The sequence below is a fragment of the Nitrosomonas ureae genome, from assembly GCF_900206265.1.
Lineage (GTDB): Bacteria > Pseudomonadota > Gammaproteobacteria > Burkholderiales > Nitrosomonadaceae > Nitrosomonas > Nitrosomonas ureae_C.
Genome location: NZ_LT907782.1, coordinates 2,668,575 through 2,695,387, shown reverse-complemented (window position 1 = coordinate 2,695,387; position 26,813 = coordinate 2,668,575). Strand labels below are relative to the sequence as shown.

Genomic DNA, 26,813 nt, shown 5'->3' with positions numbered 1-26,813 from the left:
TAGATTTCACCATATCTGACGAAATACCGCTGCTTCATACTAGTTGATTGATAAGTACAGATAGCTTTCACCAGTCTTTAAACCTGCATGGTGATAAAATTACCCTGTTGCTGAGCAAATTTTACCGCAATAAAGCGGGCACCCACCGAAATTGCATGATTCTCATGATATTTATTGGTCACTTCCGCTACCGCTTGGAAATTTGGCGCATCAATTTTTATAATATCTTTGAAATCCAGCATTACTTCTGTCAAGAAGCGTATCCCTGCGGGTGATAAATCTTGGAAAACACCCTGCACCGGCCGACCCGGCCAGAACAAATAAAAAACCAACTCCCCTTTCACTGGAATTCGCATGATAGTACGCTGTGTTGATTCCGGATTTTCATGATGCAATACGAATAGCGGGCTTGCACATTCCAAACAATTCTCACTTTGGTATAAACCTGTCTGCGGCACGTAGGGCGTTTTGCAGAAAAAACAATAATGCGTAATTAATCCTCGATAAGGCTTAACAGAGCGTTCCGACGCACCAGGTGCGGAAACCAAGCTGGGCAAATTAATCTTCTTATTCGCTGTTTCTTGCGTAGCATGAAGTAATTTACTTGCCAAAAATGCGTCATACCGCGTGCGCGCCGCCGGATCAGATAAAATTCGATAGGCTTCCTCAAGCAATACATTATCTTGAAGAGAACTTTCTTTTAATACTCGATAACTCGCTTTAATTGTTGAAATTGGTGCATCAGATTGAACTTGAAGAATCCGATAATAATTACGTTGATTCAAATTGTCCGCATGCTCACTAGGCTTTCTTTCCGCTCCAAGCCTATCATTGGAGCCCAATGCACCCTGACCTAGAATTTTAATATGGTATCGATCCAATAATTCTTGGTCATATACATCCCGCTTGAGGGGATCCCTTAACGTACTATAAGCAAGATTAAGTAAGCTCACATTCCAGTCCGGACTGGCCAGCTCAGGATGCATTACAAGTTTCTGCATCAATGCCCAATAACTTTCTTTGATCACCTCCATTGGTGCATCAGGCTGAATGTAAAGAATGCGATAGAAATTACGCCGCTCAATCATAATTACTGCGAATTCTAGCACCTCATTATTTGATTTATCTGTGATGTCAATTCTAATGGATTTTCAACAGATCATTCATACCAATAACCATCATTTCTATTGTTCTCATGCCAGATTAACATTTCCGGACACGGGTTTAAATAACTACTGCAATTAGTTAATCCTCCCCAGCCAATAGCCAGATATCTTATAGATTACACTTGCATTTTATTAGCACGTCATATACTATGAGAACAATTCTCATTATCATTTATATATTAATATGAATACCCAAGCACTAACACAGTTAATGGCACAGAATTTGTATCAATCCGAACTTACAAATTTAAATGCACTGATAGATAGTAATTCCTTATTTAAAAATGGCGACGTTGTATTTATATTGCACAAAGGTGAACAATACACACTACGGCGTACGCGAAACGGCAAGTTAATCCTGAACAAATAGTGGATTATGAGCCTATATCATGTATATTAATACTTGTAGTTATTAGCGGTTCATATACGAAAATCATTCTGAACCGTGGTAAAAGTAAGCGGATATATGATATGGATTCATAACAAGAATTACTCAGCAATGACAATTGCCTGCAGCATAATAACAATGGCAAGCAATAAATAATTTGACAGTAACTGAGCGATATCTTTTCAAATGAATTCAGCCCAAGTAAAACTATTTGTCTTAGGAGCTAAAAATGAAAGGTAATGTAGATATCATTCGCTGGCTAAATCAGCAGTTACAACACGAATTAACAGCCATTAACCAATATTTTCTGCATGCCCGGATGTACAAGAATTGGGGATTTAACAGCTTAGGAAAACACGAATTTGAAGAATCGTGTGAAGAGATGAAGCACGCTGATCTTCTGATTGAAAGAATCCTCTTCCTGGAAGGCTTACCCAATCTACAAGATCTAGGAAAGTTGATGATTGGTGAAACTGTTGAGGAATGCATCGCTTGTGATCTAAAGCTTGAATTTACATCACGGAAAACTCTGCTATCTGCAATAGCAGCTTGCGAATCAAGCCAAGACTTTGCATCAAGAGAAATTTTTGAGCATATTCTTGAAGATACCGAAGCGCATATCGATTGGTTAGAAAGCCAGCTCGGCGTCATGCAAAAGGTCGGAATCCATAACTGGCTACAAAGCCAGATTTAGCGTTTTCAATACTGCTGGAGTTGCTCTTCCTTCTCCAGCAGTACATTTAGCCAGCCAACCTACTTTTTAGGTCAGCCAGCCATTTTTTACTTGCTGATGATTTAAAGGAGATTCTCTTATGAAATTTCTAAAGAAGCAGGCTGCTATGACTACATCAAGTACAAGTTTTCATTATCACTACTCCATTCCTTCCTGTACGGAAATTTCTTCAAGGGGTGGAGATGCTTTACATAAATTTATAAAATTTGCTCATTTGCTGAAGCAAAGCCTGGTGCTTCTCAAACAAAAAATTATCAAAGAGCATCCTTCTGCAACCCAAGATTCTCGTATCATTAATTGGGCACCCCTGATTAAAGCATCTTCTTCAATTGGAATTATTGGTTGCATAAACCACAATAACCAAACTAACAAATATTATAACAATCCATTAAATGGAAAAACCATTCTATGCGTGGGCGGTAAAATCAAACTTTATCCAAAATATAATCAGATTGTAAAAAACTCTGGCGGTACATTCATATCATTTCATGGTGATTCAAATGACACTCTGGATAATTTATTTCTACTTATGGAAAAAACAGCCGACATGATTATTTGTCCAGTCGATTGTGTCAACCATACAGTATTCCAAACTGTCAAATATTATTGCACATCGTCTGGCAAACTATGCGTCTTACTAGATCGCTCAGCGATTAATAGTTTCATAGTGGGTGTCCGTATGCTGGCCCTAATGATGGCAGAGAAAACTGATAAAATTAAGCATTAATCCAATTAATTTGAATATTATTGTTTTTGACAGTTTAAATTTACGTGCACAAGAGAAGCATCAGCAGCAAATCTCAAATAAAGCACCCCGCCGCAAGCAGCGGGGTATTAACTGCGCTCTACAATCTGCTGGTTTTCAACCAGCTTCCGCCCCAAGGGGGAGGAGAATTAAACCCGCAGAGATTAAAACAAGTTTACTACAGCAATACTGGAATTTTATCGATCCGATCAACTTATTGATGACGTTGAATAAAGAAAGAATTTATACGTTGCGTTTATCTCACCAGCCCAATGTAAGTAAATCCTGAGAATATAAGATACCGTAGGTTACTAGCACATGCTTGATTCATTTTCAAACCAACTTGTAAATATCCTAGCTTTGAATCCCCAGATAAGTTCTAGATAACTTAATTAGTCGCCCCCAAATACATCCAACCAGATGATATATAGCGAGACTTTTGCAAAATTCTCATAGCGTAAATGAGGCTGTATGTAGGCATAACAAACCGACCAGTAATGTTAAAATTAGCGCTTATTTCTGGTCGAAATGGTGATGAACGGGCTTGCACTCAACAAAACTTCCCATCATCCAGTTTGTAACAGGCCTATTATTGCAGCTTGCCCCCGCTAGCTCGCACTGGAAATACCCTGGCGGCATCGGTGCGCCCGGTAAACCAATACGCTTGATGGTTGGGTTATGGATTTCAAGCAATTAGAGGATTTGAGCGATGAAGCGGTAGTGTTACAGAGGAAACGCAATCCTTATTACCAGGCGTTTTCCGGCATGATGGAATTCCAACGAAATTGCCTTGCCGCAGTACGAAACTGGTGCATCATTGTAAATGATTGGCGTTGCAGGAGTTGAGGGAATTTTCTGTATGAGTGGTGGATTGCATGGGCGTGCAGCGTTGGAAGATGTGGTTCTTATTAAGACGACGATATAAGAGAAGAACATTACCTATCCTACTGACAGCAAACTAGCGATCAAAATCATTAATCGCCTGAACAGGATCGGTAAAATCTATGGAGATCTGTCAGCGGCGTACATTCGTCAAAGAAGTGAAATCATTGCGCTTGTCTATCCGGTATTTTGATACGGGAATTACGCCGGGGATTGCTGCAACACTGTTTTTTTGAGCGCTACCAAGAGGATTTTCTACTGTATGAGCGGGTTCTAGCCCCGCAACCGAAGGATACACAAACAAGATCTACTCGTTGCATGAGCCGCAAGTGTATTGTAGGGCTAAGGGAGAAGACCACAAGCAATACGAGTATGGCAGCAAAGCATCGATTGCTAGTATCGCATAAGGTAATTTAATCATTGGGCGCGATCAGTCACGAACAAAACCAGCATGATATTCATACGTTACCGGAAATATTGCGTCAGTTGAAGCATCGCGCGGCAAAGCCGTCAAGCAAGCGGTGTGTGATCGTGGTTACCGTGGCAAACGTGAAGTGAAGTCAATGGCACCCGAATCATTTTATCAGGGAAAGCGCTTAAACGAGATTCACGCTACCAGAAAGATAAAAAGTGCAAACAATGCAGAAGACGTGCAGCGATTGAACCGATTATCGGTCACTTGAAATCGGATTACAGATTGGCGAGAAACTTCTTGAAAGGAGTTATTGGCGATTGTATCAATTTATTGACGGCCGCTTGCGCCTGGAATCTGGAAAAATGGCTGCTAGCCATTTTTGGTTGTTCCTTCTATGGGGGAAGGATGCAAAATTTCCTAATTTTTCGATGAAAATCTAGCCAATGAAAGCAATTTTCAAAAGAAAAAGAAATATCAAATTCAATTTCTCAATCTCAATGATAATTGTAAGACATCTTTTCCAGGGGTGACTAATTAATAAAAGGCACAAATTAATTTTGTGCCTTTTATATTGCCATTACAGCGAACTGAATCTTTCTTAAATAGTGCCTATCCCTCAGTTTTACGTTTACGCATCATGATAAAAGCTGCAGCCCCCGCAATGAGCATTACTATTGGTGCAATGATTGCAACCTTCGATACCGGACGACCCTCCCCTACTGAAAATGGAAACCTCGATACATAGTCCTGCGCACCTCCCGTAACCGTCACCAGTCCTACAAACTTACCCTTTTCCGGAAAAACATGCTCTACCGTAATCGATGCCGAGGGATATATTTTAGGTGGCAAGTGATATACCGTAATCTCGTCCAGTTTTTCTTCTGAGCCCGTATCCCGAATTATCCTTACCTCTGTCGTCAACGGACGCAGTTCCTCCTGAATATAATCCAACGCTATCACGGTCTTGCCTACTTCTGGTATATCTTCACAAAATTCCTCTTCCTGTGATAATGGCTGATAGCCCGTAAAATGCATCCGATATGGTCCAACTGTTAATATACACATATCATCCGCTAAAGCCAGCCCACCATGGGCTTGTACTTGTGCTGCGAGTAGCATGCTCATCGCAAGCAATGCTGCCAATAATACTTGTTTGATTTTTATTAATCTTGCTAACATTTAAAATTTTCCTGTATCGATAAATGGTTGTTGCTAAGTTCTCTTGATTTTGAATTGTCAATGTTATTTAGTTCGGCTTTGCGCGGCGCGATGCCAACCAACTCTTGAAACGCCTTGATCTAAACAGCTTATATACCAGTATTGTGGCCAACAACAAACCCACTGCAGGCCCTACGGTGGCTCTGAATACATTGGCATAATTAACCATTTCCACCCGCAGATGATACTCATAGTTCAACGGCGGCAGGCCTTCGGCTGTAATCAGTACCAAATATTTCCCCTGATCCAATACATTTTGCGTGCTAATTACACCGTCTTCATATAATGCAGGTCGCAAGCTGGTAATTGCTTCTCCTTCGGCTGCATTGCTGCCTTTTATTATCTTTACTCCAACCGGTATATCTCGCAACTCAGGATCAACCAGATCTATAACAAGTATGGCATTGCCGGCTTTGGGTATATCTGTACAATAATGACCTTCCTTATCAATTTGAGGTTGATAAGTACTGAGGTGAATCATGTTCTCCCCGATCCGACGCATACAATTATCTTCTTCCATGGCTACCTTGCCATGTGCACCAACTGTACTTGTGTAAAGTGCCATAACAAGTATAAAGACTGCAATCCCTGCTTGTGTTATTTGTCTGACCACGACAAATCCTCCTCTTGGGTAAGCATCTCTAATTTTTCCAGTTCCATTATCCGCATTCTCTTGTGATACCTTAAATTTCACTCTGTTTTTACTTATAAAAAAACCGGTACACCGGCTGTCTTCCGACAGTGGTGTACCGGTGTATTGATGCTATACCAGATTATAACTTGGTAAAGACTGGAATTACAGCACCAGCAATACTGTTAATATAACGATTGCCGTCATCATCCCATGTCATCAGCAAACCACCAAAGCGACTTTCCGGATCGCCCAACAAAGCCATCAAACGTTGGACTTCCCACAACGCATCTTTGGCTTCCATCTTAACTTCACGGGTTTCTCCAGGTTCAATCCCTCTGTCGTCATCCATTGTCAAACCAGTAGCTACCAGCTCTTTTGGATAATCAGGATCCAGATGCTTTTGACCCAATGGATTTACAAAACGAACACCCGCTGTCGTAAACTCTCCGATGTTAACCGCTGAGTCTCCGTTGTTGGTGATTTCCATCGTCACGCGTAACGCACGTCCAGGAACGTCATAGTTAGCATGGGTTACCTTGATCGCTACCGGATTCGGTGCAATCGGTAATGGCTCTACCTTGGATTCACCCGCTTGGATCGGTATGGTATAGGGGTGTACGCTTTCAGTATAACGATAGCCTCCCCATACCAGCGCGCAGGTCAGTATCGCTATCGCCATACCAAATTTCCTGTCTGTCGGTGATGTCAGTAGTTCGTCACCATATGCCAGCAATACACGACTACGCGGCAGAAACATCGGTTTCGCTACAAAATAACCAATCCAGAATACCCCTAAGCCTGTCCATAAAACGTGCCAGAATATACCATTGCTGAAGTTAAACGTCTCCAGATCAATCGTTTTTCCTGTCAATGTGGTTACAGGATTGGTAAAGTCATCCCAGCTGCCTGAAATGTTCATCCACGCTGCTGGTCCTGCAATAGGGCCCGCATCTTTTACGTTCACCATTGCATGCATGTGATGACGGCCTGGAATACGCGCTTTCAGTTTAACTTCAAACTCATAATCACGACCAATGATCAACGGTCCTGATATGAATGTCGGTTCGCCATTCAGCTTGGTACTCAAACGTACAAACACCGGACTTGGGCTACCTACGTTAAAGAATGCACGATCAGGCTTACCTACCGCACGTGGCCAATCTTCCGCCAGGTGAAATTTCCCTGTCATGGTTGCAATGTCATTTACTTTGGTGACTTTAGGTTGCCATTTCAGGTCATACCATTGAATACTACGCATACGCAGAAACGGTTCTTGTGAACGTTCACCGTGTGCCGCCGCTGTATTAACATCTACCGTCAGCGTCAGCGCCAGTGAGGCCGCCCCTATCGCCGCTCCATACAGGCCTAATACGCCCAGTTTAAAAATGCTTTTTATATTCATTATTTAATCCCCTGTGCAAAGCCTTTTTCACCAAATGCCGTTACGTCATTCTTCATCGATATACGTCCTCTTTCTCCTTTAACATAGTAGAAAGCAGTACAGTATAGTTTGCCAAAGTACCACCATACGCAGAACATCAGCATTGATACAAAGGCTGAGAAAAACGCAGCAATAACCGTGGTGTGACCACCAAAAGTACGCAGCGATCCTTGCTCAATCAGGCGAACATATTCCGGTGTACCTGTACGTACATACAGAAAACCTGTGTAGTCAGCTACTGACAGCAATACGCCTTCTACAACCAGCGGTAAGTGGGTGGGGCCAAAAATAGGCCAGTTGCCCGGATAGAAAAATAAACCCCAGAATCCACCGCCTAACAGTGCGGTTACCAACCAGTTACCCGTCAATAATAAAATCGTATCCAGCATCAACGCACCAGGAATCATGGTCGATGGCAGTACAAAATTGATCGGATAGTGCGACCACCAGTAAAAACCCCAGTAACGGGTCAGCCATTCACCTACTAACAGGCATACGATACATAGTGTCGCGCCAAATGGCAGACGATAGTTTACCCACAGGTAATACATCAGTGCCGCACAGTACATGACACCTACAATCGGTGTTACTACAGGCCACCATTGACGGTCTTTCCAATCAAGCCAGAAATCCCAGTCTCCTGCCAGCAGCATGAAGTGCATGTGATACGTTCCTACCAGAAGAATACAGAGAATTGGAAAATAAACCGCATCTATATATCTGGACATCTTGACCGCTTCCGGCGGCATCTTCGCTGCCGCTATAATTTCGTCTGTTCTACTCACTAGACCCTCCCTTCATTTCATGTGATATTAAATATGAAAACATGACGATACGCTTCCCTTACTTCTCTCTTTATCGTCAGCCTATAGGCTTGTTCCCATTAGTACAAAAACTTAGTCGAGATATTCCTTACCTTCCTCCCCTTTTCCTGACAGAAGAAGGTAAGTTCCATCCAAATTAAGGAACGATACGATTGTTCAGAATTTCTCTGCTTGCGTTGTTCCAGGTTACATCGGTCAGGTTAGAGTAACGGGTGATAATCTGTGCTGCAATACCACCTGAAAATAAACCCGCCCAGCCCAGAATCACAAAGCCCCAGTGCAACGGTGCGCTAAACAGTTCTTCCATGAACCAGAAAGCATGTCCCCATTCGTTCAACCCTACGTTCGGCAGAATCATCAATGGGCCTGCAATCGCCATCACCAACGGGAACGATGTGCCGCGGCTATACAATGGCAGACGCGTCATCGCGTACAGGTAGGCCGCTACTCCGCATACAATGTACATCGGGAATGAGCCATAAAACACCACTACGTGACTCGGTGTAAAGCTCGTGTCACGAATAATCACCTGGTGCCAGCTTGCATCCTGTTCGGTAAAGAAGCTGCCGCCCCAGTAAACACCAAACAAATACACACCCAGCCACATCATCCAGTAAAAATAACGTTTGATCTCAAGCTTGGTATCCAGATTGTCCAGTTGTTCCTTGGTATCGCGGGTCTTCAGTATCCACCCCCAGGTTACCAACGCAAACAGTGGCATCAGTGTCATGTGTACGCGCCACAGTCCCATCCATACCTTGTCAAATTCAGGCTCCATCGAGTCCATGCCATGTGAATATGCAAATGTCCTTTGGTACCAGATCCAAAATATCGCTACCAAAAGCATCGTTAACATGCCCAGCTTGTAATACTTCGAGTCGTACCACAGCGACATGTCATAGTTGGCGCTCGCCGCGCCGCTAGTTGTGCCATAGGTTGTTGCCATGTTTCTACCTCCTAACTGTTAATCAAAACTACTTCTCGTTCTTCTCTAATACTACCCTTATACTTCTTACTTAATACTAATTAATTAGTACTTCTAAACTCGGTAGCCAAAACCTTCATATAACTTATATTATTCTACCCCGCTTTTAGCTACACCTCTCAGGCTAGTCGACCTTGGGGTTCAAAGTCAAGTCATTTGTCATAAAATTACCTCCCCTTCTAAAAGGATTTTTACCAATACTCTCATTAATTTCATTTTAATACAAATACTAACGATAACGACTATAACTCAATGCGTACAATAATATTTCTTAATTTATATACTATAAACGGCGGTGAATCATGCCATATAATTTCGTAGTCTTTAGACAACCAGAAGCAATTTGTTAGGGAAACACTGATTAATACACCGTACCCCAGGGGCTAAGCGAACGGTTTTGGGATATTAGGTTAGAATTTGCCATATTCTGGCTTGAATTGCGCTATTTCTTGCATTATTCCCCTCAATTCTTGTCTTTAAGACGCAATCCGGCTGGCTGAGCTATATAACCACCGGCGAGCCAGCAGCAAGTTGGCAAGCCCAAACAGTGAAAACATCTGAGCGTTATTTTTGGCCATTCCTTTGTAGTGGGTTTTGCGGTGCATGAGCAGATTCTTTACAACATGAAAGGGATGCTCAACCTTGGCGCGAATGCTGGCTTTTGCATGTTCAAGCTTCCCATCAGTTCGCCTGCTGTTGTTTTGGGCAATGCCTTGCGCTTGGAAGGACGCATTGCAATATGCCAGGTTACGGGCAATTCAGGATTCTCTTGTCGTTTTTCAATGCCTGGGTAGCCCGCATCACCAAACACATCGGTTCCATCACCATGCAGCAGCGCCTGTGCCTGAGTAACATCGTGGACATTGGCTGCCCGTTCCGATCAGGGTGTGAACAAGCCCTGATTGCGCATCGACACCGATGTGTACCTTCATGCCGAAGTGCCATTGCTGGCCTTTCTTGGTTTGATGCATTTCGCTATCGCGCGCCCGTTCCTTGTTCTTAGTCGAAGGAGGGGCTGAAATCAGCGTTTCCTTGGGTAAAGTGGAAGTTGATGAAAGCTATTTTGGTGCGAAACATCATCACGGTTATCATGGCAAACTCAAACGCGGTCGTGGCACATTAAAACAACCCGTATTGGGTGTGTTTAAGAAGGACGAGTTAGGGTATTGACCGAAATAGTACCGGATTGTAAGCGATTGAGACTTTGCAAGCGGTAATACTGAGTAAAGTATCCATTGAAAGTGTCATTTATAGTGATGGCTGGCGTTGGTTATAATGGTTTAGTAGATGTAGGTTATTCCAGGCATTTTCGAGTATCACATGGTAACAATGAATTGTCTGGAATGGTCACCTGTCACATTAACGGTATCGAATCATTTTGGAGTTTTGCCAGGTGACGATTGGCGAAGCTTAATGGCGTATCAGCTAGCCTTGAACTGCATTTAAAAGCATCTCAATGGCGATGTGAAAAAACAACCTGCTGAACTATGGCAACTCGTTAGATATTTTAACCTCTGCTAGTCTAAAGCCTTCCGTATTATGCTGAATAAACCATCAGCGGTAAATGGTTTTGTCAAGTAATTATCAGATCCTACTATTCTTCCTCTGGCCTTATCAAATAAACCATCTTTACTGGATAACATAATCACAGGAATTGACTGATAGATTGCATTCTTTTTAATCAGCATACATGCTTGATAGCCATTCAACCGCGGCATCGTGATATCAATAAAAATAATATTCGGGTGATTATCTACGATTTTTGACATTGCTTCAAAACCATCCTCCGCTAGAATAACTTCGCATCCAAATGACTTTAAGAAAATTTCAGCGCTCCTCCGAATCGTGCGGCTATCATCAATAATCATAACCTTAATACCTTTCAGAGCGCCGGTACTATTCATGAAAACTCCTTATGCCTATTAAGCAAATCTCATCAATCCGGTTATACATTATTGATCATTTTTTCTATTAGGCTTAAACTACTCAGAAGTAAATTATCACTACTCACAGCTTTCTCAGTCAAAAAAATTTTATTTTCTCCAGAAAGCCGGCGCAAAAATAGCTAGTACTGTGAAAAACTCTAATCTACCCAGCACCATAGCAAAACTGCATATCCATATTTGAATATCTGTCAGCAGCGCATAAGTCGTGGCTGGACCAATACCCCCCAGACCTGGCCCGAGATTATTAATACAGGCTATTGCTGCTGAAAAAGATGTAACAACATCCAATCCACTGAATGTTAGCGCCAGCGCCATTAATAAAATGCTTGCAGAGTACACGAATAAAAACACCAGTACCGAAAAGATGATTCGGTTAGCCAATATACTTCGTCCTATCTTAGCTGGAATTACTGCATTAGGATGCATGATCGTAATAATTTCGCGATATACCTGTTGATACAGAATGCGTACCCGGATCATTTTCATACCACCGCCAGTAGAACCTGAGGAACTGCAAAAACCAGATAAAAATAACATCCATAATGGGGCAAACATCGGCCAGAGACTGTAATCGGTATTACTATAACCAGTAGTCGTTGCAACGGAAACTATATTAAAAGCGGCATAACGTAAGGCAATCAGCGGCTCGGTGTAAACATTATTAAACCATAGATAAAATGCTAACCCCAGACAGCTGAACAAAATAATCATCACATACCAGCCCACCTCGGAATCATAGCGATAAGGAATTAAATTTTTTTCCCGCCACGCCAAAAAATGTGTTGCAAAATTTACCCCGGCAATCAACATAAAGATAATTGCAACTGACTCAATAAGCGGTGAATCCCAATAACCATAGCTAGCATCATGAGAGGAAAAACCGCCTAAACCTAAAGTCGTAAAAGCATGCATCACGGCATCGAACCAATTCATACCAGCCCATTTGTAGGTAATAGCACACATCAAAGTCAAACCCGCGTAAATTGACCACAACCCTTTAGCCGTCTCCGCAATACGCGGAGTTAGTTTATTCTCCTTCATGGGTCCAGGTATTTCGGCATTCAGTAACTGCCGACCACCCACCCCCAATAGTGGTAAAATTGCAACTGCTAAAACGATTAAGCCCATACCTCCGAGCCAAACAATTTCACCGCGCCATATATTAATTGAGGGCGGCAACTTATCCAATCCAGATAACACTGTGCCCCCAGTAGCTGTTAATCCGGAAACTGCCTCAAAATAGGCCATACTGAGATTAAGCTCAGGCAAATAAAATAACAATGGCAGCATAGCAAAAGCCGGCAATACCGACCAAACCAACACAACCAGCAAGAAACCATCTTTTATTTGCAGTTCACGATGATAGCGGCGCGTCGCCAACCACATCACTAAACCACTACTGAAAGTAACCACAATGGATTCTTCAAAAACTGACTGCGCACCGTCGTCACCCCAGAATGCTACTCCAAGTGGAACAAACATAGTCAGCCCAAACACCAATATCATCTTACCCAGCACATTTACAACAGTAAACAGTCGATTCATGTGATTTTGGGCTTATAAAAAACCAACATTAACCTGAAACAGCCTTTCTACTTCTCGAATCATTTTTCTATTGATCACAAATATAATTACATGATCCTCTGATTCTATAATCGTGTCATGATGCGCAATAATAACTTTGATCGCACTACTTTCATGCACTACCTTACCTTGCTCCAAACTCGGATTTTCATCGAATATCCCTTCCGATTTGGGTAATCCACGGACGATAGCACCTATTGTCGCGCCTTTGGGCAGCTTAATCTCATCTATCCGGCGTCCAACCACGTTGGACGATTTAGCATCACCATGTGCCACCAATTCCAATGCTTCCGCTGCGCCACGACGCAAACTATGGACTGCAGCAACATCACCATGCCGAACATAAGCCAATAATGAACCAATCGTAACTTGCGCAGGCGAAATGGCGATATCAATTCCGCTACTTTGTATCAAATCTACATAAGCGCCCCGATTAATCAGCGCAATAACTTTATGTGCTCCCATGCGTTTTGCCAATAATGCTGACATGATATTATTTTCATCATCATTCGTCAGCGCACAAAACATATCCATCTCAGCTATATTTTCATCTTCAAGCAAGGTTTCATCCGTCACATCACCGTGCAATATCAACGCATCACTTAGTTCACTCGCCAAACGCTCGCAAGCCTGATGATTACGCTCAATTATCTTGACCCGATAATCTTTTTCCAGTGTTGCACCGAGCCGTCGGCCAATTCTTCCACCACCCGCAATCATCACATGCTTGACCGGATTATCCATTTTCCGCAATTCCCGCATTACAATCCGAATATCTTTAGTGGCGGCAATAAAAAATACCTCGTCTTCGGCTTCAATCACGGTATCCCCCTCGGGAATAATTGGCCGATCTCTACGAAAAATAGCTGCAACGCGTGAATCCAGATTAGGGACATGCTTACGTAATTCCTGTAATTGTTGTCCGACCAGAGATCCACCCTTTAAGGCACGCACGGCAACCAGACTCACCTTTCCTGATGCAAAATCAAGTACTTGAAGAGCCTCAGGGAATTCGATCAGCTTCTCAATATACTTGGTCAGAATCTGCTCTGGACTAATGGCAAAATCAACGCAGAAATTCTCGGCTGAGAAGATTTCCGGATAAGCCGAATATTCAGTCGATCGAATCCGCGCAATTTTAGTGGGTGTATTAAATAAGGTAGCTGCCAGCTTACACGCAACCAGATTGGTCTCATCGTGCTCGGTTACCGCCAACACCATATCTGCATCGTCCGCACCAGCATTAACTAAAACGGAAGGATGCGAGGCATTGCCAACCACAGTGCGTAAATCCAAACGGTCCTGTAATAGTGCCAAACGCAGCGGATCAATGTCTACCACGGTAATGTCATTGGCTTCACTTACCAAACTTTCAGCAACTGTTGATCCAACCTGGCCGGCACCCAAAATGATAATTTTCAATAGCTTTCCCTATTCCTTGCGATTTGCGCGCACCCAATCACGCCACTGTATGAATAACCCAGGATCCAATGCCGCAATTACAGATCGATGCCACAGCGATCCAGCCCAATAATCATCATTGTCAAAACCGCACATGCTGCCACCCGCTTCTTTAAGAATCAGCGATCCAGCCGCATAATCCCAAGGTTTCTGCCCACCGTGCAAATACAAATCAAAATAACCCGCAGCGGTATAACACCACTCCAGCGCACAAGCACCATAATTTCTTTGTGATGCAAACGGCGGGAAGGCAGCCACTTTGGCTGCGAATCTTCGGTCGAGTCGTTTCAAATCAATATTTGCCATAGCGCTTGATAATGTCGGAACATATCGCTTGAGAGGTAGCGCGACCCCATTCAAAAAAGCGCCACCACCTTGAGTTGCATAAAACATCTCATCGGTTGCCGGATTATAAATTACGCCCAAAACACCTTTCCCCTGTTCCATGAAAGCCACAGAAATCGCAAAATAAGGCAGCCCATTGAAGAAATTGGAAGTACCATCAATCGGATCTACGCTCCACAATCCTGTATTTCCCTTAATCCACTGCACCTCTTGTTCCTGCTGGGTCATTTCTTCACCCATGGCAGCAGCGGGGCGAATTTTTTGCAATCTTTCCAGCAAAGCATTTTGTGCCGCAACATCCGCCTCGGTAAAAAAACTGCCATCCGCTTTAAGCCGCCTGTCTACCCGCAGATAACGCGGCATGATGACTTGCTGGGCAACCTCCTTTACAGCCGTAATAACATCCTCTAGCACTATGACTCCGAACGCCACTTGATTGAGCAACCAATGCTGGGAATCTGCTCTTCCGGACCATGACCAGTTTTTGCAACCTGCACCATGGCTTGAAACAAATCGCGACGAACATCTGTGGGTGCCGCTTCTTTGCGCGAGGCATCCAGACGTCCGCGATATTGCAACTCCAGCTGATTATTGAAACCGAAAAAATCGGGAGTGCATACTGCCCCATATTGCTTAGCTATTTCCTGGGTTTCATCCCAGACATACGGAAAAGGATAATTCAGCTGTTTCGCAATTAGAGCCATATTCTCAAAAGAATCCTCCGGATAGTCCGCGGGATCATTCGACATGATCGCAATAGCATTTACACCATGGCGTTTCAATTCATCGACATCGCGAATAATCCGATCTTGCACCGCCTTGACATACGGACAATGATTGCAAATAAACATCACCAGCAGTCCGTTTTCACCTTTTACAGACGCCAGGTTATAACGCTTGCCATCGACACCCGGCAAATCAAAATCAATGGCTTTCCAGCCAAAATCGCACACCGGTGTTTCCAAACTTGCCATATACACCTCCTACACTTGAAAATGCTGCAAAAATTTATTTTTCAGCTTGCTGCCTTTAAAATCTACTCACTGGGCAAACAATGCCAGACTCATAACGTGTTATATTAACATGAGTCCATTTATTGAATTTGTCACTTGCTCTGTCGCTTTCCTAACACCAGTTCATCATGCATGCGCGCTTTTATCATCCTGAAGAAATCACCCCAGGAAAAATCATCGAATTATCCGCTGAAAACAAGCATCATGCGACAAGGGTGCTACGGCTGAAGAATGGTAATCCAATCACGATATTTAACGGACTTGGTGGAGAATTTTCTGCACATATTGAAGCAATCAGCAAATCCAGTGCCACGGTGTTGATCGATGCTTATCACAATACCGATCGGGAATCACCGTTGTCCATAGAGCTCGCTCAAGCCATCTGCATCAACGAGAAAATGGACTGGATCATACAAAAATCAGTAGAACTGGGCATAACTCGTATTCAACCGGTTTTCACTGCTCGCAGTATCGTGCATTTATCCGATGAGCGCTCTTATAAACGCCTCCAACACTGGAAAAAAATTATCATCTCTGCCTGCGAACAATGTGGCAGAAACTGTTTACCGCAAGTTCTCCCATTAATTCCACTAGCGGAATGGTTGAGCCAGAAGAAAACTTCTCATTGCGCGAATGATATGCATCTCATGCTGTCCACCCAAACCACAAACGGATTAAAAAACATATCTAAACCAGCTGCTGATGCCAATATAACGCTTGTGATCGGCCCTGAAGGCGGGTTTACAGCAGAAGAAGAAACAGCCATTTCATATTCCGGCTTCATTCCCTTGCGCCTCGGGAAACGCATACTGCGTACCGAAAGTGCGGCTTTAGCGACGATTGCAGCCATGCAGGCACTCTGGGGAGATTATTGACAATGGCTATCAACAATAAAATGAATACCATGGCTGAGTTTGTTTCCTGGTTTCGCTCAGTTGCACCCTATATTCATGCATTTCGTGACAAAGTTTTTATCCTAGGCTTTGGTGGTGAAATAATCACCGATGCAAAATTTGTGCACTTCATTCACGATATTAACTTGCTTGCCAGTCTTGGTGTCCGACTGGTTTTAGTGCATGGTGCACGCCCGCAAATTCAATTGCGCCTGAATGAATCACAATTGGAAACCCAAACCGTTATGGGTATGCGCGTCACTGATCCTGCTTCATTGCAATGTGTCAAAGAAGCCGTAGGACGCGTGCATCATGAAATTGCTGCGTTACTGTCAATGGGATTACCCAATTCACCGATGGCCAATGCAGCTATTCGTGTCACCAGCGGGAATTTTGTTACTGCATGTCCGCATGGAATCATACAAGGCGTTGATTTGATGCACACGGGGAAGGTACGTAAAATCAATGCACAGGCAATTCATTCGCGTCTAGAGCAAGGTGATGTAGTGCTGATTTCACCTTTGGGTTACTCACCAACGGGCGAGATATTCAATTTGACAATGGAAAATGTAGCCACCGAAGTGGCAATCGCGTTGCAAGCCGAGAAGCTGATTTTTTTACTAGATACCACGGATTACAATTCATCCGATACTAACAAACCGGAATTACTGCCCCGCGAACTCACGATTGCGGAAAGCAATTTATTATTGAGAAATAAGACTTCGGAAACAACACCGTTATTAGCGGATACGATCCGTCCCTGGCTGCAATCGGCTACCAAAGCCTGTGAAATGGGTGTGACACGCACGCATTTGATCAGCCGTCATAACGACGGTGCCATCTTGCAAGAACTTTTCACCCATCATGGCATCGGTACGATGATCTCGCAAGAAACGCTGCAAACGCTCAGAAAAGCGAAAATTGAAGATGTCGGCGGTATTCTGCAGCTGATTGAGCCACTGGAAGCCGAAGGTATTCTGGTCAGGCGTAGCCGTGAATTATTGGAAATTGAAATCGACCGCTTTACAGTGCTAGAGCATGACGGCAGTATGCTAGGTTGCGCAGCTCTGTATCCCTTCTCCGAAGAACACGCTGGCGAACTTGCCTGTCTGGCAATTCATCCGAATTATCGCGACCGGGGATATGGAAGTCATCTACTTAAACATATCGAAAAAGAAACCATGTCTCAAGATATTTATACCTTATTTGTACTCACCACACATGCAGCGCACTGGTTTATTGAACACGGCTTTAGCGAAGCCACAACTGCTGAATTACCACCAGTCAAACAGAATTTATATAACTATCAGCGCCGCTCGAAGGTTCTAATCAAACACCTGTAGCTTATCGTGCAAAATATGCACAGACGGCTTACTCAACGGAATCGCTCACAACGACAGCTTTTTCCTTTTGAATATCTTTTTTGATTAATGTGGAGCATGAAATGACAAGAATGGTTAAATGCATCAAACTAGGCCGAGAAGCCGAAGGTCTGGATTTTCAAACCTACCCCGGAGAATTAGGTAAGCGTATCTTTGAGAATGTTTCCAAAGAAGCATGGCGTCAATGGATCGAACACCAAACCATGCTAGTTAACGAAAACCGTTTAAATCTTTCAGACGCAAAAGCACGCAAATATTTAGCAGAACAACTGGAAGCACACTTCTTTGGTTCGGGTGCGGAACAACCAGCCGGCTATATTCCTTCAAAAAATTAATCATGAATTCTGACGGAGCATTCAAATTTCAGTTATTCATATTACAATCATGATACAACCATAATCCAAAAAACCAATAAATGATTAAGTTAATAAAAATAATAACTTATTGTTTTACTGTATTTTCCCTCGGAAGCATTCAAACATTAAACGCCGAAATCGCATTTGAAGATCAAACTAAATCGGCGGGTCTCACAACTACACTTCGAGCCGGTTACGGTTCAGCGTGGGGCGACTTCAATGGAGACGGTTGGCTTGATATCTGGGTGGGCAACCATACCAATCGACCGCAGCTGTATATCAATAACGGCAATGGTACTTTCACTGAGAGGCTGAAGGAATTTTGGGAAGGAAATTCTTTCCGCGATGCTCATGGGGGTGCCTGGGCTGATTTTGACAATGATGGTGATCAGGATTTGATTGAACTTTACGGAAACCGGGGAGGCAAAGCCGCCGACGATAAGGCATTTTATGTTAACAATGCGAACAAGCTAATTGATGAAGCCATAGTGCGTGGATTAAATGATAGTTTTGGACGTGGCAGGACACCCCTGTGGCTGGATTGGAATAATGATGGTCTGCTGGATCTCTATATGGTCAATAAAAAACGTCCACTTGACGACCTCGGGCCCAGCCGGTTGATGTTGCAGGAAAAAGATGGGACTTTTAATGCTACGCCTGAAATGACGAAACAAACTATCGGGGAATTCGCTCAATTGGCTTACTTCGATTCTGCCGTGCACCTGCTGACATCCGGTTGGGTATTTTATCCCCAGGACCTGTATCGGCTAGGTGACACCACACCTTTACCTATACTTGAGGAACCCCGACATAAATTCAGATACTTGCAGGATACTGCGGTGGCAGACTTTGATGGAAACCTGGAAGATAATCTGTTGGTTTTACATACTCCAACGGTAAGCTCATGGATACTGGATCCCAAAACCCGCCGTCAGGTTACTGTCGATGCACATGGAATATCGTCAATAGAAAAAGGAAGTTTGAATTTCTGGCTTCAAGGACCAACCAAACTGGCTATTCGCGTTTATGGCGCGTTTGATCCTTGGACTCCTAGCATGATACACGTCGGTGAGTCCGGCAGTAACTTAGCGGAACTTGTTTCCGAGGTTGTCCGGGGTCAACTTCGATATTTCATCAAATTGAAGTTGGATGCCACCAACCCTGAGATGAGCGGTATTGTAAACTTGGGGCTGCAAACGCTCCCCGGTATGTATGTCGGTTGGGTGCCGCATATCGGACAGTGGCGGGTTGAGATTCGCGGGGCGGATGCTTTTCGAGCAAAATTTGGAGCAATCGATGCTGAATTTGAGAAAGTAGTTTCAGATGGGCGTGAATTTTGGACTAAAGATCTTAGCAGCAAGCTGGTAATGCTATCCCGGCACGAAGGTGAGTTTATTGTTGATGAAAATTTTGGCTATGAACTGACAGATTCGTGTCGCTCGGTGGCTGTTGGCGATTTCGACAATGACATGGATCTCGATGTTTACCTTACGTGCGCTAATGGTCTGCGCAATCGATACAATGTTTTGCTTGAAAATGTTGACGGAGCATTTGTGCCTGTACCCGATGCAGGTGGAGCAAGCACCAGAAATATTGGCAAGGGTGGAAAGGTCAGCGTAGCCGACTATGACAATGATGGCTATCTCGATCTGCTAGTTACCGACGGAGGAGAGCTTGAATATCCATTTAATTACGGACGCCAATTTCTCTTGCGCAATAAAGGAGGAAGCAACCAATGGTTGAAGATTGATCTTATTGGTTGCCAATCCAATCGCGATGGTATCGGTGCACGAGTCGTAGTCACGGCTGGCGGCAAACAACAGGCTCGCCTGCAGGCAGGAGGGATACGCAATGGCGTTCAAGACGATCGCCGACTTCATTTTGGCCTGGCAAATAATTCTATGGTCGAATCAGTGATTGTTGAGTGGCCTTCAGGGATTCATACAAACCTTACAGATCTCGTTGCAGGCAAGATTCACGTAATTCGCGAAGACCCAGGATGTGCACGTTTGTAATATAACGATTACAGACCGTGTGCAGGGATATCTAGTCATTTCCAGTTGCACACCGGCTAGTTCATCCATACATCATTTTACCATCATCATTTCCGCCAGAATGTCCAATATCCGTGTATCTTCCAGCCAAAATGATGAGTAAAATGAGCGTCCTGCAGCAAAAGATAGGAAAACTATAAACACTCTAAATCCACCACCTTCCAACCCATCTTCGCCCCAAGAAACTGGGAATCAAACATATTAAAATTTAATCGCTGTAACACTTGTATTAACTTCTCCATTAGAAGTCACTGTCCCGATAGCAATTGACAAAGATTTTTTTCAGTATCTATTAAATAGATACAATACGGGTAATTCGCGAAATACTCTCGCTTTATAATCATTATCCCAATATGTCGACTAACGCTCTAGATTCATCTCAATTACGTCTTACCATCAACCCGGATTCACTGGGATTTTCCGATACATCGGAACTATTGCAATGCACGTTATCCTGGATTGGTCAGGAAAGGGCGGAAGTAGCCACACGCTTTGGTTTAGATATGATGCAGCCGGATTATCATTTGTTTGTTCTAGGAGAAGCAGGATCAGGGCGCACTACTCTATTGCATCAAGCTATGACGACTACAGCAGCAACGAGGCAGCCGTCACCGGATTTGTGCTATTTGTACGATTTTATTTCACCTGAAAGACCTTTGGCTTTGCACTTACCAGCCGGGCAAGGCCGAATGTTGCGTCAATCGCTGATGCAATTTGCGAAATCGCTTCCGATTGAAATAAGCCAATGTTTGAATGGGCAAGATTTCAAGCTTCACAGTAATGACATCGAAAAAAACTTTAAGATCGCAACGGATCAGGCTTACATCGAGCTGGATAAGTTTGCCGAATCTCTGCATTTCACTATACATCGTGAGAACGAGCAAATCGTTTTTACCATGTTGAATGAAAAAAATGAAATTCTTACAGCAGAAAATTTATTGAAGTTGCCCAAGATACGCAGGGTTGAAATAGAGCAAGCCGAGCAGGAATTGCGTGAAGCGATCGAACAGTATTTTGGCGAATTCAAACGCATAGAGAAAGAAAGGAGCCAAGCATTGGCTGTACTGCAACGGCGCCTTGTTCAACCTATACTGAATCTTGCATTGGAGAACATCTATAACGGATTACAGCAAGAATTAAAGTTCAACGACCGGCTGAAGACTTTTTTCTCGCAGATAGAATTGGATATTCTCGATAATTTGATAGTGTTTCAGGCAAATGATATCGAGGAAGAAAAGCAGCAGACGGAATTAAATCGAATTTTCTCTCGTTATCTGATCAATCTGGTGGTAGACAACGCGGATGTACAAGGAGCACCTGTTTTTATCGAGGACAATCCCTCCATATCCTCCTTGTTCGGTAGCATTGATTATCAATTCGAAAATAGCAAACTGAGGACCGATCTTATGCGTATTCGCGCCGGTAGCTTGCTAAAAGCGCATGGCGGGTTTCTTATGCTGCACCTGGATGATCTATTAACCGATGATTCTTTATGGATAAAACTGCGGCGATTTTTGCGCAGCAAGCGGCTGCAAATCGAAGAGAGCGGCTCATTATTGACTTCCAGTGCACTTCTGTCTCTGGAACCTGAAGCCGTCGAAGTAAACGTCAAAATTATTTTAATCGGATCGCAAAGCGCATACTACGATTTGCAGGAAATCGATCCAGAATTCATGCGGCATTTCCGGATTAAAGTTGATTTCGCTGCAAGCTTTATCGCCAGCGCTGAAACTTATCAAGCATCAGCGGTACTCGTGGCCAATATCTGCACTGCGGCACAACTGCCGCATTTCACAGCGGCTGCGGTGGCGCGCTTGCTGGAAGAATCGCACCGGGAGGTTGAGGATCAAAAGCGGCAGAGCGCTATCTTCGCCAGTACTGAAATGCTGTTGCTGGAAAGTGCCGCATTTTGCAATTCACGTGACGGTCACAGGGTGGAAGTGGCAGATATTTTAGCAGCGTTACAAGCACGTTTAATACGCCATAACTATCCCGACCTGCGTTTGCAAGAAACTATTCTTGAGGGTGAAATCGCTATTGCAACGCATGGAATGGAGGTAGGTCAACTTAATGCACTGACGCAGATTGATTTGGGCGATCACAGTTTTGGCACTCCTGTGCGTATTACTGCGCGCGCATTCGCGGGAGAAGATGGGGTAGTCAATATTGCCCGGGAAGTGGATATGTCTGGTCCGATTCATGATAAGGGCATGTTGATATTGCAGAACTATCTGACTGGATTGTTTGCCCATATTGCGCCAATCTCACTTAGTGCATCGATTGTATTTGAGCAGGAGTATACCCACATCGAAGGAGATTCTGCGTCTTGTGCGGAATTCTACGCACTGTTGTCGTCGCTGTCAGGGGTGCCGTTAAAACAAAGTATTGCAGTAACAGGTGCTTTGAATCAATACGGTGAAATCTTGCCGGTAGGAGGCATTAATGACAAGATTGAGGGTTATTTCAGACTCTGCGAGAAAATAGGTTTAACCGGTGAACAAGGCGTATTGATTCCTTATCAGAACAGGTCGCATTTAATGTTGGATCACTCAGTTATTGAGGCGGTAAAGCAGGGTTCATTTACAATTTATACGATGCAGCACGTTATCGAGGGGCTGGCGTTGTTAACCGGGCTTCCAACAGGGATTAGCACAGATAACCTGACAAATGATTATTCTTCCGATACAGTTTTAGGCTATGCACAAAAAACACTGCTGAACTTCCGTCGTGCTTGTCAATTGCAACAGCATCCTAGGAACGAACATCGACGATTACCGACACGGTCGGGTAAATGATAGTAAGTAATCGAATTCCTCCATTCATATATTTTTATCTCATCAATCTTAAAATTAACAAAGTATAGGTAATAATATTGGACTATACCAAAAGGGAATTACGCAGCTAGTTTGGTTCAAACTGATAAATCTTCAAGAAAATCGTGGAAGTACCGGAAGAAAGTTCGCCTATACTTTTAAAGTATAGGCGAACTCATAAACTCATCAAAAAAAACTATTAATTAGCGCACGATGTATAAACTGTGGGGCAAGTGAAGCTTAATCCACCGGCGGGATCATTTCTTTGCTCACTCCAATTTAATACCTCCAGCACCTGATCTTTATATTCCGGAACCCGTGACCAAAAAATGTAGTTTGCATGCAAGGTATCTCGGGCAAAAACCAGAATTTCAGAAACAGTAGGCACATAGCCTGTTCCATCATTTCTCGTATTCTCATAATTTTTCCGCATAACCGTTGGTGCCATAGCCATCATGCCAGAAAAATCCGAATAGTAATTATAAACTCCTTGATTGGGGTCGTATTGTGTAGCTTTAAAACTCAACCCATTTTCATCCTGAAAAGTATCCGGACTACTTAGCGTTGCTCCCATATCCCTGAGTTGGGTTACTAATGAATTGAGAACTGGGCGCGGATAATTGACTTCCTGAATCGTCATCGTATTGGGAAAGAACAAGCGCATTTTTTGATTCACCTGAATCATATTCACATAAAACTCATCGGCTTGTACGCTTGATACAGGCTCAAGAGGCTGACCCATAGCGCTTTCTATCATACCGATACCTTCAAAGTAAGGATGTGAATTATAACGCTCTCCCAATGCCTTAAATAAGGCGATCAAACGATCACGCACTTGAGGATGCCACAACTTAATGTTATATCCTCTAATAGTGGTGGAGCCATAATCCGAAAAAGGAAATTGCCCACCTTCATATGCAGCTCCTTTCAGATAATCAGGCACGAGTTTCCAATTCGGATCAAATGATTTCGTTTGTACTTGAATAACCAGACGTTTATCTCTGGCAGTCAGTTCAGCGAGGCGCTTATCAATGGATGAAAAATCATACACTCCTTTTGATTTCTCAAGTTCCGCCCATAGATAACGCATTTGTATTCCGCGTAACGCTGGGGTTGCTTTGATCTCACTATATACCTGGGATAGATAGGTAGAATTGTTATTGCCCCAGCTCATGATTGTATAATAATGACCTGGATGCCATTTGACGGCGGTAGGATCAGTTGTTGCAGCTAATACATTTAACGGAGCTAAAACCATACTGATAATAAGCAGTAATGAAGCGGCTAGAATATGCGCCGGTTTAACTCTTGTGCTAGTGTTTGGTGTTATCGAATTGATAACCAATAATTGATCATTGGTTTTCATAATTAATTCCTCCTTAAAGTTAAGGTAGGAACTGCATGGATACGCTCTGAAGTTTTATTACTCGTGACTCGTCCATCCTCATGCATGAGTAAAACGAGTGGCGTTACCTGGCAGTCCTGCCATCCTGGGGCATTTGCCCTTTAGATCAGTGACTTTGCGTCCCCCGCTTTCGCAGAGTTTGCCTTTTTCATAGTGCGACTTTGGGTGTGGTTATCGCTACCGTGGGATTATGTTCATTTGATTCCTCCTTTTAGTTTAATTAAAAGGCAGGAACTGCGTGGATACGCTTCGAAGTTGTATGGCTCGATTCGTTTATTCACATACGTGATTAAAACGAGATGCGGTATCTGGCGGCCCTGCCATCCTGGGGTATTTACCCTTTAGATCAGTGACTTTGCGTCCCCTGCTTTCGCAGGGTTTGCCTTTTTCATCTTTCAATTCTCTATTGTTACAGCTGTAGATAGATCTCCCTATTTGATAAGCACTTGGTTACAATACAAAATACATTAGTCATATATAAGAAATTTAGTAATTTAGGCTATTACTTTCTATCTACTCTGTAACGCTATAACACAATCAAAACACAAGACTCCATCCCGTCAGTTTATCGGGAATATCATCGCTATTTCACACAAGATGAATAAGAAGCTGGGCAAACAGGATTCAATCCGCCCGCACCATCAGTCGTCTTCTGCGCACCTTGATTCAATACTTCCAATACCTGAAGGTAGTGTGCTTCCCGTGTCCAAAAGATGTAGTTAGCCTTTAACTCATCTCGCGCAAAAGCCAGAAGCTGAGAAACAGTTGGCACATATCCGCTTCCATCACCTTTGGTATTTTTATAATTCTTTGGCATAACCGTTGGAACCATAGGTATCAAACCAGAAAATTCCTCATAGTAATTATAAACACCCTTATGCGGATCATATTTTGTTCCTTCAAAATTCAAGCCCTTTTCTTCGATAAAAAGGTCCGGACTACTCAATGCAGTTCCGATATCTTTGAGGCTACCCACGAATGATGCGAGAATTGGGCGCGGGTAATTCACTTCCTGAATTGTCATCGTATTAGGGAAAAATTGGCGCATTTTCTGCTGCACAACGAGCATATTATTATAAAAACCATTAACTTGCGCATTTGTAATCGGTTCAATAGGCTCTCCAAAGGCAGTTTCGATCATGCCGATACCCTCAAAGTTGGGATGTAAGTTGTAACGCTTTCCCATTGCATTGAATAAAGCAATTAAGCGGCTGCGTACTTGGAGATTCCACAATTTGATATTACGTCCTCTTATTTCTGTACTGCCATAATCAGTAGTGTAAAATTCCCCGCCTTCATACTCAGCTGTCTTCATGTAAGTTGGCACAACTTGTCTCTTATTGAAGGATTTTGTTTGCACCTGAATAACAAGGCGCTTTCCTTTAGCAGTCAACTCAGCAAGGCGTTTATCGATGGATGAAAAATCATATACACCTTTTGCTTTTTCCAGATCATTCCAGAAGTAACGAATCATCATTCCATTCAATGCTGGTGTTGCGTCAAGCTCACTATATACTTGCGACAAGTAGGTTGCATTATTTTTGCTGGAGCCCTTTATTATGTAGTAGTGTCCTGGATGCCATTTGACAGCTGTTGGATCCGTTGTTGCCGCTACCACGTTCAAGGGTACTAAAATCATACTGACAAAAAATAATAGTACGATTACTAAAATAGGTGCTTGTTTAATGCTCGTGCTGATAGTTAGTGTTTTCGAATTAATAATCAGTAATTGATTATTGGTTTTCATAAGTAATTCCTCCTTAGAGTTTCAAGAAAGGAACTGCATGGATACGCTCTGAAGTTTTATTACCCGTGACTTATCTAAGTAAGTACGTGAGTGAAACAAGTGGCGTTACCTGGCAGTCCTGCTATCATTGGGAGCTTTCCCTTTAGATCAGTGACTTTGCGCCCTCTGCTTTCGCAAAGTTTGCCTTTTCAAGTTACAGAACTAACTAAGCACAAACTGTGCCACAATTTAATTTTTACGATGCGCATTACACTCTTAAGAGCTATGAATGCCGTACAAATATTGCTATAAAAGGAAAATTAAAAGAGTAAAAGCTTTATGCAGTACCCGAATATCATTTGCATGGAATGCTATTTCTCCTATTTTTGATCAAAAAATATGAC

At 43.2% G+C, this 26,813-nt stretch carries 23 protein-coding genes, 2 pseudogenes and 3 riboswitches; of the genes and pseudogenes, 11 read left to right on the top strand and 14 right to left on the bottom strand.

The annotated features are described in order from the left end of the window. Positions 1-77 precede the first annotated feature (77 nt). On the bottom strand, positions 78-1,088 hold the full coding sequence (locus CPG39_RS12465) for a J domain-containing protein (RefSeq protein ID WP_096293897.1): 1,011 nt from the start codon (positions 1,086-1,088) through the stop codon (positions 78-80). A 262-nt stretch (positions 1,089-1,350) separates the two neighbouring features. Between CPG39_RS12465 and hemP the strand changes: the two genes are divergently transcribed. From hemP to CPG39_RS14800, 5 genes are all read left to right on the top strand, one after another. Continuing rightward, a complete protein-coding gene (gene hemP / locus CPG39_RS12460) occupies positions 1,351-1,536 on the top strand; it encodes a hemin uptake protein HemP (protein ID WP_062557698.1) in 186 nt (61 codons plus the stop codon). A 247-nt stretch (positions 1,537-1,783) separates the two neighbouring features. Then, positions 1,784-2,248, top strand: coding sequence for a bacterioferritin (bfr, locus tag CPG39_RS12455; protein ID WP_013648372.1), 465 nt, complete (start codon positions 1,784-1,786; stop codon positions 2,246-2,248). A 118-nt stretch (positions 2,249-2,366) separates the two neighbouring features. Continuing rightward, the gene (locus tag CPG39_RS12450; RefSeq protein WP_096293895.1) at positions 2,367-3,014 is read left to right on the top strand and encodes a DUF2325 domain-containing protein; all 648 of its coding nucleotides are present in this window, start codon (positions 2,367-2,369) and stop codon (positions 3,012-3,014) included. Positions 3,015-3,024: 10 nt separating this feature from the next. Continuing rightward, positions 3,025-3,321, top strand: coding sequence for a hypothetical protein (locus CPG39_RS12445; protein ID WP_096293893.1), 297 nt, complete (start codon positions 3,025-3,027; stop codon positions 3,319-3,321). Between the two features lie 389 nt (positions 3,322-3,710). Continuing rightward, positions 3,711-3,878: a hypothetical protein gene (locus tag CPG39_RS14800; RefSeq protein ID WP_231990309.1), complete on the top strand. Its 168-nt coding sequence runs from the start codon at positions 3,711-3,713 to the stop codon at positions 3,876-3,878. A gap of 1,060 nt (positions 3,879-4,938) precedes the next feature. Here the strand turns inward: CPG39_RS14800 and CPG39_RS12435 are convergent. From CPG39_RS12435 to CPG39_RS14795, 6 genes and pseudogenes are all read right to left on the bottom strand, one after another. After that, the gene (locus CPG39_RS12435; RefSeq protein ID WP_096293891.1) at positions 4,939-5,508 is read right to left on the bottom strand and encodes a hypothetical protein; all 570 of its coding nucleotides are present in this window, start codon (positions 5,506-5,508) and stop codon (positions 4,939-4,941) included. A gap of 67 nt (positions 5,509-5,575) precedes the next feature. Beyond that, the gene (locus tag CPG39_RS12430; protein ID WP_096292638.1) at positions 5,576-6,160 is read right to left on the bottom strand and encodes a hypothetical protein; all 585 of its coding nucleotides are present in this window, start codon (positions 6,158-6,160) and stop codon (positions 5,576-5,578) included. Between the two features lie 160 nt (positions 6,161-6,320). Beyond that, positions 6,321-7,583, bottom strand: coding sequence for a methane monooxygenase/ammonia monooxygenase subunit B (locus tag CPG39_RS12425; protein ID WP_096291610.1), 1,263 nt, complete (start codon positions 7,581-7,583; stop codon positions 6,321-6,323). Further along, positions 7,583-8,407: a methane monooxygenase/ammonia monooxygenase subunit A gene (locus CPG39_RS12420; protein ID WP_096291609.1), complete on the bottom strand. Its 825-nt coding sequence runs from the start codon at positions 8,405-8,407 to the stop codon at positions 7,583-7,585. Before CPG39_RS12420 ends, CPG39_RS12425 begins: the two co-directional genes overlap by 1 nt. Positions 8,408-8,582: 175 nt before the next feature. Further along, positions 8,583-9,392 (bottom strand): methane monooxygenase/ammonia monooxygenase subunit C, encoded by an 810-nt coding sequence (locus tag CPG39_RS12415; RefSeq protein WP_096291608.1) that lies wholly within the window; start codon positions 9,390-9,392, stop codon positions 8,583-8,585. Between the two features lie 515 nt (positions 9,393-9,907). Beyond that, positions 9,908-10,474 (bottom strand): annotated as a pseudogene (locus CPG39_RS14795) (IS5 family transposase); the annotation flags it as partial. Here CPG39_RS14795 and CPG39_RS12405 point away from each other — a divergent pair. Next, positions 10,464-10,952 (top strand): annotated as a pseudogene (locus CPG39_RS12405) (IS1595 family transposase); the annotation flags it as partial. The pseudogenes CPG39_RS14795 and CPG39_RS12405 sit on opposite strands and share 11 nt — an antisense overlap. Here the strand turns inward: CPG39_RS12405 and CPG39_RS12400 are convergent. The 5 genes from CPG39_RS12400 to CPG39_RS12380 all read right to left on the bottom strand — a co-directional run bounded on the left by CPG39_RS12400 (position 10,949) and on the right by CPG39_RS12380 (position 15,741). Then, positions 10,949-11,335, bottom strand: coding sequence for a response regulator (locus tag CPG39_RS12400; RefSeq protein WP_013648375.1), 387 nt, complete (start codon positions 11,333-11,335; stop codon positions 10,949-10,951). The pseudogene CPG39_RS12405 and the gene CPG39_RS12400 sit on opposite strands and share 4 nt — an antisense overlap. 129 nt (positions 11,336-11,464) lie before the next feature. After that, positions 11,465-12,922, bottom strand: a complete 1,458-nt coding sequence (locus CPG39_RS12395) for a TrkH family potassium uptake protein (protein ID WP_096293887.1) — start codon at positions 12,920-12,922, stop codon at positions 11,465-11,467. Positions 12,923-12,934: 12 nt separating this feature from the next. Beyond that, complete coding sequence (gene trkA, locus CPG39_RS12390) at positions 12,935-14,383, bottom strand: Trk system potassium transporter TrkA (RefSeq protein ID WP_096293885.1); 1,449 nt, start codon at positions 14,381-14,383, stop codon at positions 12,935-12,937. 9 nt (positions 14,384-14,392) lie between these two features. Further along, positions 14,393-15,181, bottom strand: coding sequence for an inositol monophosphatase family protein (locus CPG39_RS12385; protein WP_096293883.1), 789 nt, complete (start codon positions 15,179-15,181; stop codon positions 14,393-14,395). Next, positions 15,181-15,741 (bottom strand): thioredoxin family protein, encoded by a 561-nt coding sequence (locus tag CPG39_RS12380; protein WP_096293882.1) that lies wholly within the window; start codon positions 15,739-15,741, stop codon positions 15,181-15,183. Before CPG39_RS12380 ends, CPG39_RS12385 begins: the two co-directional genes overlap by 1 nt. Before the next feature lie 167 nt (positions 15,742-15,908). Between CPG39_RS12380 and CPG39_RS12375 the strand changes: the two genes are divergently transcribed. The 5 genes from CPG39_RS12375 to CPG39_RS12355 all read left to right on the top strand — a co-directional run bounded on the left by CPG39_RS12375 (position 15,909) and on the right by CPG39_RS12355 (position 23,260). Next, on the top strand, positions 15,909-16,655 hold the full coding sequence (locus CPG39_RS12375; RefSeq protein WP_096293880.1) for a 16S rRNA (uracil(1498)-N(3))-methyltransferase: 747 nt from the start codon (positions 15,909-15,911) through the stop codon (positions 16,653-16,655). A 2-nt stretch (positions 16,656-16,657) separates the two neighbouring features. Next, the gene (argA, locus tag CPG39_RS12370; protein ID WP_096293878.1) at positions 16,658-18,016 is read left to right on the top strand and encodes an amino-acid N-acetyltransferase; all 1,359 of its coding nucleotides are present in this window, start codon (positions 16,658-16,660) and stop codon (positions 18,014-18,016) included. A 101-nt stretch (positions 18,017-18,117) separates the two neighbouring features. Next, positions 18,118-18,390 (top strand): oxidative damage protection protein, encoded by a 273-nt coding sequence (locus tag CPG39_RS12365; protein WP_013648382.1) that lies wholly within the window; start codon positions 18,118-18,120, stop codon positions 18,388-18,390. Between the two features lie 80 nt (positions 18,391-18,470). Next, the gene (locus CPG39_RS12360; RefSeq protein ID WP_096293876.1) at positions 18,471-20,426 is read left to right on the top strand and encodes a CRTAC1 family protein; all 1,956 of its coding nucleotides are present in this window, start codon (positions 18,471-18,473) and stop codon (positions 20,424-20,426) included. A gap of 392 nt (positions 20,427-20,818) precedes the next feature. Beyond that, positions 20,819-23,260 (top strand): Lon protease family protein, encoded by a 2,442-nt coding sequence (locus CPG39_RS12355; RefSeq protein WP_096293874.1) that lies wholly within the window; start codon positions 20,819-20,821, stop codon positions 23,258-23,260. Positions 23,261-23,477: 217 nt separating this feature from the next. On the opposite strand, the gene CPG39_RS12350 is transcribed toward CPG39_RS12355, so the two are convergent. Together CPG39_RS12350 and CPG39_RS12345 are read right to left on the bottom strand one after the other, a co-directional pair. Beyond that, positions 23,478-24,644 (bottom strand): glycoside hydrolase, encoded by a 1,167-nt coding sequence (locus tag CPG39_RS12350; RefSeq protein WP_096293872.1) that lies wholly within the window; start codon positions 24,642-24,644, stop codon positions 23,478-23,480. Positions 24,645-24,750: 106 nt separating this feature from the next. Continuing rightward, a riboswitch (cyclic di-GMP riboswitch) is annotated at positions 24,751-24,837 on the bottom strand. A 153-nt stretch (positions 24,838-24,990) separates the two neighbouring features. After that, a riboswitch (cyclic di-GMP riboswitch) is annotated at positions 24,991-25,077 on the bottom strand. Between the two features lie 189 nt (positions 25,078-25,266). Beyond that, positions 25,267-26,430 (bottom strand): glycoside hydrolase, encoded by a 1,164-nt coding sequence (locus CPG39_RS12345; RefSeq protein WP_096293870.1) that lies wholly within the window; start codon positions 26,428-26,430, stop codon positions 25,267-25,269. A 108-nt stretch (positions 26,431-26,538) separates the two neighbouring features. Then, positions 26,539-26,625: riboswitch (cyclic di-GMP riboswitch) on the bottom strand. Positions 26,626-26,813: the final 188 nt, after the last annotated feature.

What these genes read in the sequence shown, in the direction of transcription:
- CPG39_RS12465 (WP_096293897.1), bottom strand. Translation starts at nt 1,088, where the DNA reads ATGATTGAGCGGCGTAATTTCTATCGCATTCTTTACATTCAGCCTGAT.
- hemP (WP_062557698.1), top strand. Translation starts at nt 1,351, where the DNA reads ATGAATACCCAAGCACTAACACAGTTAATGGCACAGAATTTGTATCAA.
- bfr (WP_013648372.1), top strand. Translation starts at nt 1,784, where the DNA reads ATGAAAGGTAATGTAGATATCATTCGCTGGCTAAATCAGCAGTTACAA.
- CPG39_RS12450 (WP_096293895.1), top strand. Translation starts at nt 2,367, where the DNA reads ATGAAATTTCTAAAGAAGCAGGCTGCTATGACTACATCAAGTACAAGT.
- CPG39_RS14800 (WP_231990309.1), top strand. Translation starts at nt 3,711, where the DNA reads ATGGATTTCAAGCAATTAGAGGATTTGAGCGATGAAGCGGTAGTGTTA.
- CPG39_RS12435 (WP_096293891.1), bottom strand. Translation starts at nt 5,508, where the DNA reads ATGTTAGCAAGATTAATAAAAATCAAACAAGTATTATTGGCAGCATTG.
- CPG39_RS12425 (WP_096291610.1), bottom strand. Translation starts at nt 7,583, where the DNA reads ATGAATATAAAAAGCATTTTTAAACTGGGCGTATTAGGCCTGTATGGA.
- CPG39_RS12415 (WP_096291608.1), bottom strand. Translation starts at nt 9,392, where the DNA reads ATGGCAACAACCTATGGCACAACTAGCGGCGCGGCGAGCGCCAACTAT.
- CPG39_RS12400 (WP_013648375.1), bottom strand. Translation starts at nt 11,335, where the DNA reads ATGAATAGTACCGGCGCTCTGAAAGGTATTAAGGTTATGATTATTGAT.
- CPG39_RS12395 (WP_096293887.1), bottom strand. Translation starts at nt 12,922, where the DNA reads ATGAATCGACTGTTTACTGTTGTAAATGTGCTGGGTAAGATGATATTG.
- CPG39_RS12380 (WP_096293882.1), bottom strand. Translation starts at nt 15,741, where the DNA reads ATGGCAAGTTTGGAAACACCGGTGTGCGATTTTGGCTGGAAAGCCATT.
- CPG39_RS12375 (WP_096293880.1), top strand. Translation starts at nt 15,909, where the DNA reads ATGCATGCGCGCTTTTATCATCCTGAAGAAATCACCCCAGGAAAAATC.
- argA (WP_096293878.1), top strand. Translation starts at nt 16,658, where the DNA reads ATGGCTATCAACAATAAAATGAATACCATGGCTGAGTTTGTTTCCTGG.
- CPG39_RS12365 (WP_013648382.1), top strand. Translation starts at nt 18,118, where the DNA reads ATGACAAGAATGGTTAAATGCATCAAACTAGGCCGAGAAGCCGAAGGT.
- CPG39_RS12360 (WP_096293876.1), top strand. Translation starts at nt 18,471, where the DNA reads ATGATTAAGTTAATAAAAATAATAACTTATTGTTTTACTGTATTTTCC.
- CPG39_RS12355 (WP_096293874.1), top strand. Translation starts at nt 20,819, where the DNA reads ATGTCGACTAACGCTCTAGATTCATCTCAATTACGTCTTACCATCAAC.
- CPG39_RS12350 (WP_096293872.1), bottom strand. Translation starts at nt 24,644, where the DNA reads ATGAAAACCAATGATCAATTATTGGTTATCAATTCGATAACACCAAAC.
- CPG39_RS12345 (WP_096293870.1), bottom strand. Translation starts at nt 26,430, where the DNA reads ATGAAAACCAATAATCAATTACTGATTATTAATTCGAAAACACTAACT.